This is a genomic window from Candidatus Ichthyocystis sparus, assembly GCF_900078745.1.
Classification (GTDB): Bacteria; Pseudomonadota; Gammaproteobacteria; order Burkholderiales; family 2013Ark19i; genus Ichthyocystis; species Ichthyocystis sparus.
The window spans coordinates 163,711-178,873 of record NZ_FKII01000061.1 but is presented as its reverse complement, the minus strand read 5'-3'; the positions used below and the strand labels follow the sequence as shown (position 1 = coordinate 178,873).

Here is a 15,163-nt window from a genome sequence, read left to right as displayed (position 1 = left end):
AAGACTCACAAATCAAATTGCAAAGCGAGAAAATAAATCTCGCACTCTTTCAACAACAAAATTAACACTTCCAACAGGAGTAAGTCTATGTACACCATGACCTAGATTAAAAATGTACGGAACTTTGCCCTTAACAGCATTGACAATACGCACCAACTCAGAGTTTATTTCATCTGTAGTACCAAATAGGCTCATTGGATCCAAATTTCCTTGCAGGGCACATGAAAAACCACGTAACCGTTCAACAGCAGATGCTAAATCAACCGTCCAATCTAATGCCACTACATCACACTGCGACGATGCAATATTCTCTAGCCACAAGCCACCACCTTTTGCAAAGATGATAACAGGAACCATTGGATGAAGTACTTTCACCGATTTAACGATACGATTAATAAACGGAAGAGAGAAGGATAAATAATCATGTGTGGACAAAATTCCTGCCCAAGAATCAAATATCATAACAGCATCCACCCCAGCATCTATTTGAGCAAGTAAATGACTTTCCGCAGCAATCGCGACTCTTTCTAACAAAAATTTAAACCATTCTGGATTGCCATATCGTGCTTTCTTAACCCGCATAAAATCACTGCAACTGCTTCCCTCTAACATATAGCAAGCCAGTGTAAATGGACTTCCTATAAAACCTATTAGTGGCACAGATACAGCCAACTCTCTTTTGCAACAGCGAATTCCATCATAAACTGGCTGCAAAAATCCAGTAACTGAATCTACATCTAGATTACCAATATCACTACCACATAAAATCGGCTCGCTAAAAACAGGTCCCACCTTATCAACAAAATCCAGATGCATATTCATAGCATACGGAACTAGCAAGATATCGGAAAATATTATGGCAGCATCCAATGAAAAACGCTCAACAGGCTGAATAGTAACTTCCGTCAATGCATCTGGGTTAAAGCACAAATCCAAAAATGTGCCAACACGAGAACGAACTTGATTATATTCTTGCAAATATCGACCTGCCTGACGCATCAACCAAACAGGTACTTGGTCAGTGATGTTACCAGTTGCAGCTCTTAAAAAAAGACTATCGCTTGAAGACATTATCCTGTCTTCTCCATAGGCATAAAAGCCATTAAAATATCATTTAAAAAATCCCATCCAAGTGATGTAGTCCTAGTACCCAATACATCCCTAACTAGCAAACCCTTATTCACCAATTCATCCACTTTTGACAAAACAGTCATACGACTCAAGCCCGTTCTTTCTTCATAAACACTCCAAGTTATACCGTCCTTTAGGCGAAGTCCATTCATGAAAAATTCAAAGGGACGATCTTTGAACAAAACTTCTGCATCGTATGACAATACACGCTCTGAACCAGAACCGTCCATAAACCTTTTGGGACTATTAACACGAGCTTGACGAACAACTTTCTGATGGCAAGTCAACTTGGAATGAGCTCCGGCTCCTATACCAATGTAATCCCCGTATGTCCAATAGTTTAAGTTATGTTGACATTGTAAATTTGGCAAAGAAAATGCAGATATCTCATACCTATCATAACCACTATCTGCCAAAATGGCGCATAAGTTGTCTTGCATAACTGCACATACATCCAAAGATGGAATATTAATTGGCGGACGAATTCCAAATTTGGTCCCAGGTTCCAATGTTAGGTTATACAAAGATAAATGATCTGGCTCAAAACTTAAGGCTCGTTTAAGATCCAACATTGCTTCATCAACCGTCTGACCTGGCAATCCGTACATGAGATCAACATTATATGTAAAGGAAGAATCTGATAAAGCATACAAATTCTTTTCTATATCGTGCACACTGTGTATGCGTCCAATGGCATGTAGTAAGCTCTCAGAAAAACTTTGAACTCCAAGTGAAATACGTGTTACGCCCGCATAACGATACCCATCTAGATGGTCAGGAAGCAACACTCCTGGATTCGCCTCCATAGTAATTTCTATTCCTGGAAACAAAAAAACACGCGCACGAATTTCTGACAGTAACCGCGATATAGCCTTATAAGAAAACAAACTAGGCGTACCACCTCCCATAAAAATAGACCTAATTGGTCTGCCCCATATAGTTGGCAGCGCAAACTCCAAATCCCTAACCAAAGAATCTATGTACTCATCTTCAGGTAAAATCGTCTGCAAAGTATGGGAATTAAAATCACAATACGGGCACTTGCGCACACACCACGGAAAGTGAATATACAAGCTTAGAGGAAGAACAACTCTCCGTAAACCAGAAGTAAAATTCACCCCCAAGGACATCGCAGTATTTCCTCTCTCATCTTCCTAATAGCTTGAGCCCTGTGGCTAAGGTCTCTTTTACTGGATGGAGGCATTTCAGCAGCTGTTTGCTTACATCCCAATGGAAGAAAAATACGGTCATAACCAAACCCCGTCTCCCCCACCTCTTCAAGAGTAATACACCCCGACCAGAAGCCATAGGATACTAATGGACACAGATCGCTATAGGATCTGATTAACACCATCACACATATAAAAGTTGCTTGTCGATTAGAGATGCCATGTAGAGCGGATAGAAGTTTTCTCCTATTAGACTCATCAGTCCCGTCTTCGCTATACCTTGATGAAAAAACACCTGGCTTACCATTAAGCGCATCAACACATATACCTGAGTCATCAGCAAGAACAGGAAGTGATACTAGCTTTGATACTTCTCTAGCCTTATGTAAGGCATTTTCCATGAAGGAAAAGTATGGTTCATCATAGCTAAAAGAACAAGTAAAATCATTTAGTGACAAACAATTAACTCCCCAATCCTGGGTAATGCTAACTATTTCGGAAAATTTATGATTATTATTAGTGGCAATAACTATTTCTTTCACACTAACTCCGCAGTAGAAATATTTAAAATAGCAGTTATGTTGTCTACAGTTAGGTGAAATTGTCTACAATTCCAACATAATTTCGTCTTCCAGTTCGTCGAACACACTATCTTCGAAATTCTCTAATACTTCTTCACAACAAAAGTTTTTCTGGGTCGCATATCCAGACAAAACGGTATCTACATCAGGTAAGCAAGATATGTCTATATGAGACCACAAAAGAGCCATCAAAGTTAAATTATCTCGGTTAACTCCTCCTCTGCTTTCTGCCAAATCCATAAGATTGCTGCCCATAATTGATAATGGCGGTACAGACGTATACCCCCACATTTCCTGTTCTGTCACATAATTCCACAACCCATCTGAGCACAGAATAACAATATCCCCATGAGACAACGGTAACTCTTCCAAAGATGGAATAGAAGGGTTAAACAACCCCAGACAGTTATACACCTTGTTCCTGTCAGGGTGAAACAAAACTTCATTTACAGAAATTTCCATATGATCCATTAAATACTGGATCCTAGTATGATCCTTTGTTCGTCGTTTAAGCTCTCCGTCTTTACCTAAAACATACAAACGAGAATCACCAAGGTGTGCATGGTACAACATACCATTTTGAATTAGACAAGCTACCACGGTGGTTCTAGGAATTTCTAATAGGCCATTAATTGATGCATATTCCAAAATAACCCTATTAGCACTTTTACACGTTTCACTTAAAAAGCTGTAGTGGTCCTCTATAATCGGCTTGGCTGCATTAAGATGACAATCTATCATGTGAGTAACAACTAGGCGTGATGCTATTTCCCCGTAGAGGTGACCGCCCATACCGTCAGCCAACACCATGAATAGTGACTTGTCTGTGTAAGTATAGTCACAAAAATCTTCATTTTTGGCACGACCACCGACTCTGGCTTCATGAAAAATAGAAAACCCCATGATTTCCCTCTAATTCTTAATCTACGAGTAAAACGCCTGAATTAACCCTTTTTTCACAATACAAAATCTTCCCACAAGAGTTAAATATAGATATTAGAGCAGATTGAATCTCATATCCTGATCCAGGACGTTTGGATACATCAAGCGACAAACAAAGATCAACTAACTCAAGCAAATCACTGCTGTATAATCCCTTAAAAAGCATCTTTGCAGGCACTAACCTATCAACTTTTAGTCGTTCATAGGCAGATTGGGGGGCTTTTCGTGCCATGCAGGCATATAACGAAGCACCCAAGGCATAAAAATCGCTCCATGGCCCCAAAAAACCTGATTTTTTGTACTGTTCTGGAGCAGAATAACCATGGGTATACATAGGAATACCGGCATTAGGATTAGGAGGCATTGCAGAGAAAACCTGCCTGGCCGATCCAAAATCTATCAATACCGGCACAAAATCCTTGCGAAGATAAATATTAGCCGGCTTAACATCCAAGTGAAGAAAACGACAAGAGTGAATCTTCCTCAATCCAGATAAAACATGTATAAAAATCTTGAGTAATACTTTTTCTGAAAAATTATTGTAGTCACGTGATCCTTTTGACTTTATATAGCCATGCAGAGTCTGTCCCTCTTCGTAACGTAGTACCAAATATACAGTTCCGTTAGCACGAAAGAAGTTTAATATACGAACTATATTAGGATGGGATAGCTTAGATAGGGCCTGTCCTTCCTGAAAAAAACAGCTCATGCCATATTTGAATGATCGCTCTTTTCCTCCTATCATCATAATTTGGCTTCCATCATCTTGACGATAAGAAAAATTAGCAGGAACATACTCCTTAATGACCACAAGAGAACCACGTTTGTCTTTGGCTAAATATACGATTGAGAACCCTCCCGTAGACAAAACCTTAAGTATCGTATATTCAAGCAGTTGGTAATGTTCTGGTAGGGGATTATTATTTTGCTTTCGCATGTTTTGGTAGTAAACCGACTAGTTAATTAGTGAAAAAGTATGATTAAAAGTATGACAGGCTATGGCAATGCAACCATCAATACCAGCCATACCACCATAGAATTAGCTTTAAAGAGCGTTAATAGCCGAACGCTTGATATCCATTTCAAATTACCGGAAGAGCTTCAGCATTTGGAGCCAGAAATGCGTAAGATGGCAAAGGCTAAATTGAGTCGAGGCAAGGTAGAAATACGAGCTCACTGCATATGGGATTTATGTTCTACACAGCAACACATTAAGGATACCAATTCATCGTTATCGGCGATACAAACAAAGTACAGTTTAATCAAAAAAAACATTCCCGATATTCAATCACCTTCGATAGAGTGGGTAGTAAAAGAATGGCACTCTAGGCAAAAAAATGTAAATCAGTACCAACAAGAAATACTCGATTGCTTTGGCGTGGCTTTGGATAGTCTTGATGAAAGTAGGCAGGAGGAGGGAAAAGGTATTTCTTCCTTTCTATACGCGTCGTGCATGGATTTATCTAAGAAACTTATGGATCTATCTTCCTTACTTAGGAAAGAGTTAGAAAGTTCCCATAGGAAATTACTCGGACATTGGAAGGATCTCAACATAGACCCTGAAATAAATATCATCAAAACAGAACAAGAAAACTACATTATTTCAAATTGGCTTGCAAAATTTGATGTAGATGAGGAAATTGGACGTCTCACATCTCATATAATGGTTCTTACTGAGATAATTGGGAATCCACCCAAATCTGTGGGAAAAAAGGTGGAATTTTTCATACAGGAAATGGGACGGGAGGCTAATACTTTGCTATCAAAGTCATTAACTGGCAATACAGCCATCATTGCAATAGACATTAAGGTAATAATAGAAAAGATGAAGGAACAAGCACAAAATGTCGAATAGAACTAATGTGGATAGCAAAAAGTGCCTGTTCTTAATAAGTGGGGCCTCAGGCACTGGCAAAACATCATTGGTAGGCAACATATTAAAATCTGACCCTAACATAGATTTGTCAATCTCGTTTACCACTAGAAAACAACGTGGTCAGGAGGTCAATGACCGCGACTATCACTTCGTATCGGAAGAACAATTCGATATGATGGTAAAGGAAAGTGAATTTATAGAGTGGGCTGAAGTCCACGGTAATTTATATGGAACATCCAGAAAATGGCTAGAAAATACCATTAGAGAAAAAGATGTTATTTTGGAGATTGATCACCAAGGAGCTAGTCAAATCAGAGAAAAAATCAGTGAGTCTGTAAGTATATTCATACTTCCTCCATGCTGGAGGACCCTAAAAGAGAGACTTGCTAACCGGGCAACTGACTCGAATGATTCAATAGATCTTAGGTTAGTTAATGCAAAAAAGGAAATGTTCTGGGCCTTATCATCCGATTACGTTATAATAAACGATGACTTTGATCGTGCTATTGAAGAACTTAGGGCGATCATCATGTCTGCTAGGTTAACTTCACGTCAAAGAAGACGTGATATTCTAGAAATGTTAAAAGATCTACCTTAGGAGGATATATGGCACGGGTAACTATAGAAGATTGCCTAAAGAGAATTCCCAACCGTTTTGTTGTAACGCTCGTTGCTGTTGCCAGAGCTAGGCAGCTTGCTCAAGGTGCAGAGCCTCTAATTAATTCTAAGAATAAGCCTGAAGTTACTGCTCTTAGAGAGATAGCGGCGGGATTAGTTGACGAAACCATATTGAAAAACAAATATTCTAACATTTAGGCAAGTCATGGAATGGCTGAAAAAAACTCTGGTTCTGACAGGCACTTAGGGTACGAACAAGATGGGATATTCCGTAATCTGTCCGAAAAGTTATCAGAATACCTAAACAATAATGAAAGGAATTTTGTACTAAGAGCCTTTAGGTATAGCTATAACGCTCATAAAAATCAAAAAAGAAAAAGTGGGGAGCCCTACGTCACTCACCCCGTTGCAGTGGCAGAAATATTGTGCCGGTGGAGGCTAGATCACCAAGCTATAGCGGCCGCTATACTCCATGACGTCATAGAGGACACTGGGGTCACATTCGAGCAAATAGAGTCACTTTTTGGTAATAGCGTTGCTGAATTGGTGGATGGGGTCTCTAAAATCACTAGAATTACCATGACCACAAAAGACAAAAAAGCAGAAAGTTTCAGCAAAATGCTTTTGGCTATGGCGAGGGACATTCGTGTAATAATGATTAAGCTAGCTGACAGGCTACACAACATGCGGACATTATCGGCTATGCCTCCGCTAAAAATAAAGTCTATAGCACAGGAAACGATGGAAATTTATGCACCAATAGCGCATAGATTAGGATTAAATGATGTATTTCAAGAGTTACAGGTAATATCTTTTCGATTTATACACCCATGGCGATCAGATATTATCAGCAAGGCCGTTAATATCTCCCTAAGTCATCAGAGTGAAATTATAGATAAGATAGTCGACAGAATCACAGAGAGGCTTAATCAATCTCAAATCCCTCATTGTGTCAACGGTAGAGAGAAAGACCCTTACAGTATTTACAACAAGATGAAAGTAAATGGTCTTTCTTTTTCTCAAGTAAATGACATAGTTGGAGTACGTGTTGTTGTACATTCCGTAAGCGATTGCTACCTGTGCTTGGGAGAAATTCATTCCTTATTTCGGCCATTTCCAGGGCAATTTAAAGACTATATAGCATTACCTAAAAATAATGGCTATCAATCTCTACATACATCTGTCATGGGTCCCCACGGCAGTCCTGTAGAAATTCAAATACGCACCCATGACATGCAAAATGTTGCTGAATCAGGACTTGCTGCTCACTGGTTATATAAGAGTAAGCCTATCGAACTTACAGAACTCCAGAAAAAAACTCACAGCTGGATTCAGTCGTTACTGGAAATGCAACGATCATCAAATAGCGCTCAAGAATTTCTGGAATATGTCAAGGTTGATCTTTTTCCAGATGAAGTTTATGTGTTCACCCCCAAAGGAGAGATAAAAACTCTCCCTAAAGGATCTACAAGCATTGATTTTGCATATAATATACACACAAATGTTGGTAACAGGGCAGTGGGCTCAAAAATAAATGGCATTGGATCTTCGCTAAAAACAGAACTTAAGAGTGGGGATATGGTTGAGATTATTTTAGGTGACGTACCTAATCCAAAGATATCTTGGCTAAGCAACGTACGCTCAGCACGTGCTCGTTTAGCTATTAGAAATTTTCTCAAAAAGCGTCAATATGATGAATCATTAACCCTAGGAGAACGCATACTTGCCAGATCATTTAGCATGTTAGAAATGTCACTGTCAAAAGACATAACTGACAAAAATTGGGAAGATTATTTCCGACGTAGTGGTTATTCATCCAAGGAAAGTGTATTCGCAGATATTGGCATAGGAAAGATCTCGTCAGCAATAGTTGCAAGATCCATAGTTGGAGAGGGAATTCTTGGAAAAAATGAACTACATGAACAATCTGCGATGCCGTACAGTGGAGATATAGCAATAAGGACTGCTGATTGCTGTCAGCCAATACCGGGTGATACAATCATAGGCATAGTAGGAAGTGGCCAAGGTTTAACTATACACATGTGTGGCTGCCAAGTAGCAAAGAAGCAAATCAGTAACAAACGAGCACGAACTATAGATATAGAATGGGGAAACACCAAGAACAAGATGTTTTCCGCCTCTATGGTAGCAATAATTCAAAATCGCAGAGGAGTTTTAGCTAAGATAACATCTAAGATTGCAGAAACCGGATCAGACATAATAAGCGCAAACATGGAAGAGTATGATGATAAAGACAGGGTTGTAATATGTCTTTCTCTTAGTGTTTCTGGGCGTAAGCATTTAGCTGACATATTCAGAAAAATTCGCTTGGTTCCTGAAACATTGAAGATTTGGCGTACCGTAAAATCTGAGCACAGTTAAGGCCAAAGGGGAATTAAGATGCCATCCTTGTATCAATCGGATATCACTGTTTTCTTGAACAGTATTAAGGAAAAAGATAGTATGTTGGAAAAAGAGCAAAAAAGAAACTTCGATACTTGGTGGAACAAATTACAGGACTTCGATGTAGCAAAGAAGAATTCTATGTCTGAGTGTCATCAAAACTCATACTACTACATACAGAAAGATATAAGTAGGATGCGCGGCGATGAATCAAGTTAGGGGAATATGTTGGAACCTAGTAAATTGTCTACTACAAATGTACTGTTATGGACAGGAATACTGTACTTTATCGAAGGGTTCCCTTATGGACTATTTTTTGATCTTTTCCCGCTTTGGATGCGTTCCAATCAAATGTCGCTTGCAGGTGTAGGCACTCTTTCTTTACTAGGACTAGCATGGTCACTTAAGTTCTTATGGGCACCAATAATAGATTTTGTGTCCCATCACAAGTGGTGGATATTTGGCACAAACCTAACTATGGGTGCATGTTTTGTATTCATGTCTTTTCATACCACCAACCTCTCTCCCGTGTCTTGGGCAATACTTTGCGTATATGCTTTATGCTCTGCAACTAATGATTCTGCAATTGACGGCTTAACCATCTTGATAAGTGACGCCACACAGTTGGGACGGGTAAATGCGGTAAGGGCTGCTGCATACCGTGCCGGTCTGATATGTGCTGGAATGATACTTGTGCTAAGTGGCAAACTAGGGTGGGGGAAGACATTTGCTATTAGCGGTATAGCATTATGGATAAATTCCTGTTTCCCTCTATTTGTATCTAAATTTAAAATACAAAAAAGCATAAAAAAAGAAATGACCATTAGACAGGAATTTAAAGTTCTTATGGATCATCCTATTATTTTGCTTGGACTCATAATTTCATTAATTGGACTCCTATGGCCGGCTATAAGCAGGTTAATTCCAATAAAATCTGCTCTGTTAAACCTAACTCCTGTAGTTCTAGTAACTATAGGGGTATATTCCGTATCCAGAAACATTTCGTCTTTGAGCTATTCACAACTTGGCCCTGCATTTGGAACCTTACTTGGATTACTAAAAAGGCCTGGGATTACGGGTGCCATTGCCTTTATTTTGCTCTATAGAATTGGTGAATCTGCATCTGGGTTCATGGTTAAACCTTTTTGGATGGATGCAGGTTTCTCCAGACAGGAGATTGGACTTTTTTCGGTCAATCTTGGCATTTTGCTCTCAATAATTGGAGGAATAGTTGGTGGGTGGTATATAGATCGTAACAGCATGATGAAATCGTTGTGGATACTGGGAATAATACCGTCGCTTGCTAACCTTCTTTACAGCATTGCTGCTCATATAGCACTACCCCACATTCCTGGAGAACCGGTGTCATCGTATGCCAGAATAGCTATATATATATCAAGTATTACCGATTCATTTACGGGGGGGCTAGGAGCTTCAGTATTTCTAACATACCTTATGAAAATAACTAGAAAAGAGCACGCTTCATCTGAGTACGCTATTCTTGCGTCAATTTTTTCTTTCTCTAAGTCTATATCTGGATGGTTTGGTGGAGCTTACGCAGAGATAATGGGTTACAGTGTTTACTTCTTCTTTACTTTTTTGCTGTGTTTCCCTGCGTATTTGTTTATGCCATATGTTAAGAAAACCCTAGTAGGAATAAAAGATCACGGCAACAGCTCGTAAGTTACAATCAAAGGGGCATGATCAGATAGGATAAGATCATTGTACACATACGCCTCCTTTGCGCATTTCGCTAAGGGAAGAGATGCTATGTGGTAGTCTATGCGCCAACCTACGTTATTAGCCCGCGCCTTTCCTCTTTGCGACCACCAAGTGTAAGAAACCTGATCCGGGTACAAGTAGCGGAAAACATCAAAGTAATTCCTGTGTTCCAAAAAATCGGTTAACCACTGACGCTCTTCTGGCAAAAAACCAGGATTTTTACTATTGGAACGCCAATTTTTAAGGTCTATTGGGTGATGTGCTATGTTGAGATCCCCGCAAATAAGAACCGGCTTGTTAACATATTTATCAAAATCTTCAAAAAACTTTGAAAATAACCCTAAAAATCTATACTTCGCCTCTTGCCTTGAATTTGAGCTAGATCCAGAGGGAAAATAAACTGAAAAGATCCACAAATTATCCAACTCTATACCTATAAATCTACCCTCTTCATCAAACTCACCAAGATCAAAGCTATTTATGAGATTTATAGGCTCATATTTGGTATAAATACCTACTCCGCTGTATCCTTTTCGTGAACCATAACAAAAAAAAGACTTGTACCATCCCCCAAAAAAGTAATCATTACACATAGAAGAGGGGTCTATACGAATTTCTTGTACACAAAAAACATCAGGGAATGTACACTGTACCAAAGTCGAAAGCCCTTTACTGTAGGAAGAACGTATTCCGTTAAGATTAAGGGTCAAAATTTTCACACCGCTTACATTCTAAGAGGGGTACATGTTTGTCGAGCACGTAATAGAAAAGATATATCCTACCAGAATAAATTTTATTGAATTCTGCAGGAAGAATGAGTCTCTACTGTTCGGAGAGTTTATCACAAAATCTGGTAGAAAATCTCCGTATTTTTTCAACTTCGGTAACTTCAGTGTAGGAGGAGCTGTAGAAACTCTGGGAATGTATTATGCTCAAAAAATTCTTCTAATGAAGAACAAACCAGATGTCATATTTGGATCAGCGTATAAAGGAATATCTCTAGTAGTTGCCACTTCCATTGCTCTTCACAGATTAGGATTAGTAGTGGGGTTTTGTTACAACCGTAAGGAAGCAAAGAATCATGGAGAACAAGGACTGTTAATTGGTAGCTCTATTAATAACAAGCAGGTGCTTATCATTGATGATGTAATATCATCTGGTGGATCAATAATTGAATCTAGCAAGTTTATAAAAGGTGCTGGAGGAAATGTAATAGGAGCGGTTGTGGCGGTTGATAGAGAAGAGAGGAAGGGAACTTCCATGATAGCTAGTGAAGAACTACAAACCAAGCATAATATAAATGTAGAATCATTAATCAACCTTAATGATATTATAGAATACACAAAAACGGTACCAGAACTGTCTCAATATTCTGAGCAGATAATTAACTATAGTAGAGATGGTTCTATATCGAAGTGATAAAAGAACAGCTCCTATAAATAACTGCACTTGTCTATTCTACTGCTGCCATTCAAATGACATATGGGTTTTGGTATCTTGATTACATCAATTTTACATGCAAAAAAACATGTTAGTTATTACAAATATTAACAATTATATATAGCCTAGAATTTGTTTAATTCCATAAATAAAAGATCGTCTCCTTTCGTTGTGATATATTTATTTGACATAACATGTCATGCGTATTATAAGATCTGCGAGGGTGTCGTGTATAAGCACTTATAGTTTACGCTTGTACATCTTCAGCGGTGATATTTAGCATTTTAACATGACTGTGGTGTTTATAATATGGACAGAACAATTGGTAGGAACTGTTCACCTACCGTAGAAACAAACTCAGATAGCTCATTTGTACTGATTGATAACTCTAACGAATCTATAGATGATTTGGAGCAAGCATCTTCTAGTACCACTATAAGTAGCAATGATAGTGTTAGTTCCGGCAGTACCGATAGTTTGCCCGATATCGACTTTGGTGGTGCAGGATCTCCAGAAAGCAGTGGGCAACATCACCGTACTAGATTAGGATCAACTTCCCACCCCCTCACATTTCAGAGCTTGGGTCACCTACTGGACGTAGAATATAACGGAGATGAGTCTTCACTTTCCGGGGAGGAATCTCCACTTTCGAGTCATGATCAACCACCATCGTACAGAGAAGCGTTACGATGTAATACGGCGAATGGTGTGATAGGCATGGAACGTAGTTATTTAAATAATACTCATACCTCTCGATTAGCAATGATATGTCTGCTGGCATCACTTTCTTCCCAAATGCAACAACTACAAGAAAGTGATGATAGCGAGGGACCTTTGCCTATCCAACCGCCACCGCACAGAGAAGGGTTACGACATAGTGCAATGAATGGCGTAGGTCACATGGGCCGCGGTTATATAAACAATGACAACGAAGATAGAGATTTGGCACCCAGAAACAACATTCTTGGAGAGAGCACCTCCAACATTCGAGAACCGGTGTCTTTATTACTGGTAGCAGCAGCTTTCTTTATGCTTGGTGTTTTTTTTAAGTACCTGTATGGAGATGATTGCAGTCAAAAAAACAGCACTTCCACACCAAATAACAATATCTTGGGCGACAACTACTACACCAGAGAGTACTAGTGGACTTGATAGTTTTTAACCTACTTTAAACGAAAACCATGGGTGACAGAGATACCTTAACGTCTTTCTGCGTAAGGTGTATTAGAATCTAGTGGTTGCTTTATAGTTACATACATATTACGTAATACTATATTGAGCATAATAGAATTTAGGCAACAATGGGCAAGCGCGTAAAAATTTCACGCCCATAGAAGAACCGGGAAAATGCTAGGCACTAACAATACTAGGCAGGCGAGTATGGTAGTCAGTGTTACACTGAAATGAGTGAGCAACCCGAAAAAGTTCAGATTCACAAAAATGACGTGACATCATCTGTAACCCAACTGGGAGCTTATTGGAAAAACCACAAGGGATAGTAATGGCAGGAATACCCACCAAATTAGCTGGTATGGTAAACACATCTGAAAAGTACATGGATATAGCATCTACTGCTTTTTCTCCCATACGAAAAGCAACCGTAGGAGAAGTAGGACCAACCAATATGTCACACGAAGAAAGTACAGATATAAAATTATTGTACAAAATACGTCTAATCCTCTGGGCCCTTAGATAGTATCGTTCATAGTTACTCTTTGAGAGAACAAAATTTCCAGTAAGAATACGCCTTTTAACTTCCTCCCCAAATCCCTCACCCCTATTGTTGGAGTAAAATTCCTCTAAAGAATTAAAAGGAGTATCAGAACGAAAGCCGTACCTCACCCCATCAAAACGAGCAAGATTTGAAGCAGCTTCAGCAGAAGCTAAAACGTAGTATAGGGCTACCGAAAACTCAACCTCTGGTAACGATACCTTCTTAAGGTTAGCCCCCATCTTACATAACTCGCCGATAGCTCTATCAACAATAGACAGCAACTCTGGGTCTAACTCAGGAGAAAAAAATTCCTCCACCACACCTATACATAAACCCGACAAATCATTACTGGAAGACATTAAATCATCAAAATATCGTACTGGGGACCTATTAGCTTGAGTTGAGTCTCGCTCATCATAATCAACCATCTCCTGTAACAAAAAGGCGCAATCTGCAGCTGAACGAGCCATTGGCCCAGCCTGATCAAAAGAAGAAGCAAAAGCTATAAGACCATAGCGGGAGACCAAGCCATAGGTCGGTTTCAACGCAGTTATACCAGACAAAGCTGCCGGTTGCCTTACAGAGCCACCAGTATCGGTACCAGTAGACAAAGGAGACATCAACGCAGCAACAACAGAAGCTGAACCTCCGGACGATCCCCCAGGAACTCTGCCCAATTCCCAGGGATTATGCACAGGACCAAAAAATGAGTTTTCATTGGAAGCGCCCATAGCAAACTCGTCCATATTAGACTTCCCGAGAGTAATAAACCCTTTATTATTGAGAACGGAAACAATATGAGCATCATAGGGACTAATAAAGTCTTTTAACATACGTGAGCCACAAGTGGTAGGCAGATCACTAGTACAGAAAATATCTTTGTGCACAACAGGAAGACCAGCACATCTGGACATATCAAACTTGCCATATGCACGCTTGTGATCTATATCTCTAGCTTTTGCCAATGATTTTTCTCTATCGAAGGAAATGATGGCATTAATTATTGGATTCAAAGACTCAATACGATCCATGAAGAAGGTAACAACCTCCTCACTTGATATCCTTCTTAAAACCAGATCTTGCGACAACTCATATACTGGCTTCAAAATCATAGACATAGATATTATCTTTTTGCAATAACTGCAGGAACAATGTACAAGCCCTCCTCAAAAAGAGGGGCCACTTTCTCGAGCTGTGCACTGCAATCCCCCACTTTAATAGAATCATCCCTAAGAGCCAATCCGTACTCAAGCGGGCAAACCATAGGGTCCACACCTTCTATAGAATCGTAGTTCGACAGCTTATCAATAGTGCGAGAAATGCTGTTAAGGTGATCTTTAATGGAAGAACACTCAGATTCAGATAAACTAAGCCTGGAGATTGCTGCAAGCTCACAAACATCCTGATATGATACGCAACAAGCACCATCCTCATCCATCGACCAATACCTCAAACCCTCAACAACAAAAATAGAGATGCTACCAGAAATTTAGATCATATTAAAAAAATAAACCGCCCAAAATTTGGGCACAAAGTCACCCGCTAAAACAGCATAAAACAAACTTTA

General features: G+C 39.4%; 16 protein-coding genes. 8 read left to right on the top strand and 8 right to left on the bottom strand.

The window, feature by feature from the left end:
- Nucleotides 1-12: 12 nt before the first annotated feature.
- From hemE to A6733_RS06470, 5 genes are all read right to left on the bottom strand, one after another.
- The gene (gene hemE, locus A6733_RS06490) at nt 13-1,071 is read right to left on the bottom strand and encodes a uroporphyrinogen decarboxylase (RefSeq protein WP_092403210.1); all 1,059 of its coding nucleotides are present in this window, start codon (nt 1,069-1,071) and stop codon (nt 13-15) included.
- The gene (gene hemW / locus A6733_RS06485; RefSeq protein ID WP_092403212.1) at nt 1,071-2,261 is read right to left on the bottom strand and encodes a radical SAM family heme chaperone HemW; all 1,191 of its coding nucleotides are present in this window, start codon (nt 2,259-2,261) and stop codon (nt 1,071-1,073) included. The genes hemE and hemW overlap by 1 nt, the downstream gene beginning before the upstream one ends.
- Entirely contained in the window at nt 2,246-2,842 is a 597-nt protein-coding gene (rdgB, locus tag A6733_RS06480) for an RdgB/HAM1 family non-canonical purine NTP pyrophosphatase (protein WP_175330485.1), read from the bottom strand. The genes hemW and rdgB overlap by 16 nt, the downstream gene beginning before the upstream one ends.
- Nucleotides 2,843-2,905: 63 nt before the next feature.
- Nucleotides 2,906-3,784 (bottom strand): PP2C family protein-serine/threonine phosphatase, encoded by an 879-nt coding sequence (locus tag A6733_RS06475; RefSeq protein ID WP_092403216.1) that lies wholly within the window; start codon nt 3,782-3,784, stop codon nt 2,906-2,908.
- A 16-nt stretch (nt 3,785-3,800) separates the two neighbouring features.
- A complete protein-coding gene (locus A6733_RS06470) occupies nt 3,801-4,760 on the bottom strand; it encodes a serine/threonine protein kinase (protein WP_092411189.1) in 960 nt (319 codons plus the stop codon).
- A gap of 39 nt (nt 4,761-4,799) precedes the next feature.
- Between A6733_RS06470 and A6733_RS06465 the strand changes: the two genes are divergently transcribed.
- From A6733_RS06465 to A6733_RS06440, 6 genes are read left to right on the top strand one after another with little or no spacing between them, the layout of a single operon-like run.
- Complete coding sequence (locus tag A6733_RS06465) at nt 4,800-5,678, top strand: endoribonuclease YicC domain-containing protein (RefSeq protein WP_092403220.1); 879 nt, start codon at nt 4,800-4,802, stop codon at nt 5,676-5,678.
- A complete protein-coding gene (gmk, locus tag A6733_RS06460; protein ID WP_092403222.1) occupies nt 5,668-6,297 on the top strand; it encodes a guanylate kinase in 630 nt (209 codons plus the stop codon). Before A6733_RS06465 ends, gmk begins: the two co-directional genes overlap by 11 nt.
- A gap of 8 nt (nt 6,298-6,305) precedes the next feature.
- A complete protein-coding gene (gene rpoZ, locus A6733_RS06455; protein WP_092403224.1) occupies nt 6,306-6,515 on the top strand; it encodes a DNA-directed RNA polymerase subunit omega in 210 nt (69 codons plus the stop codon).
- A 12-nt stretch (nt 6,516-6,527) separates the two neighbouring features.
- Nucleotides 6,528-8,699 (top strand): RelA/SpoT family protein, encoded by a 2,172-nt coding sequence (locus A6733_RS06450; RefSeq protein WP_092403226.1) that lies wholly within the window; start codon nt 6,528-6,530, stop codon nt 8,697-8,699.
- 18 nt (nt 8,700-8,717) lie between these two features.
- The gene (locus tag A6733_RS06445; protein ID WP_092403228.1) at nt 8,718-8,939 is read left to right on the top strand and encodes a DUF3460 family protein; all 222 of its coding nucleotides are present in this window, start codon (nt 8,718-8,720) and stop codon (nt 8,937-8,939) included.
- Between the two features lie 6 nt (nt 8,940-8,945).
- Nucleotides 8,946-10,403, top strand: a complete 1,458-nt coding sequence (locus A6733_RS06440; protein WP_092403230.1) for an MFS transporter — start codon at nt 8,946-8,948, stop codon at nt 10,401-10,403.
- Here A6733_RS06440 and A6733_RS06435 read toward each other — a convergent pair.
- Nucleotides 10,385-11,152, bottom strand: coding sequence for an exodeoxyribonuclease III (locus tag A6733_RS06435; RefSeq protein WP_176695538.1), 768 nt, complete (start codon nt 11,150-11,152; stop codon nt 10,385-10,387). The genes A6733_RS06440 and A6733_RS06435 overlap by 19 nt on opposite strands.
- A 34-nt stretch (nt 11,153-11,186) precedes the next feature.
- On the opposite strand from A6733_RS06435, the gene pyrE reads away from it, so the two are divergent.
- Nucleotides 11,187-11,861 (top strand): orotate phosphoribosyltransferase, encoded by a 675-nt coding sequence (pyrE, locus tag A6733_RS06430; protein ID WP_092403234.1) that lies wholly within the window; start codon nt 11,187-11,189, stop codon nt 11,859-11,861.
- 330 nt (nt 11,862-12,191) lie between these two features.
- Entirely contained in the window at nt 12,192-13,025 is an 834-nt protein-coding gene (locus A6733_RS06425; RefSeq protein ID WP_092403236.1) for a hypothetical protein, read from the top strand.
- Between the two features lie 207 nt (nt 13,026-13,232).
- On the opposite strand, the gene gatA is transcribed toward A6733_RS06425, so the two are convergent.
- Complete coding sequence (gatA, locus tag A6733_RS06420; RefSeq protein ID WP_092403304.1) at nt 13,233-14,708, bottom strand: Asp-tRNA(Asn)/Glu-tRNA(Gln) amidotransferase subunit GatA; 1,476 nt, start codon at nt 14,706-14,708, stop codon at nt 13,233-13,235.
- Between the two features lie 11 nt (nt 14,709-14,719).
- Nucleotides 14,720-15,034, bottom strand: coding sequence for an Asp-tRNA(Asn)/Glu-tRNA(Gln) amidotransferase subunit GatC (gene gatC / locus A6733_RS06415; RefSeq protein WP_092403238.1), 315 nt, complete (start codon nt 15,032-15,034; stop codon nt 14,720-14,722).
- Between the last annotated feature and the right edge of the window lie 129 nt (nt 15,035-15,163).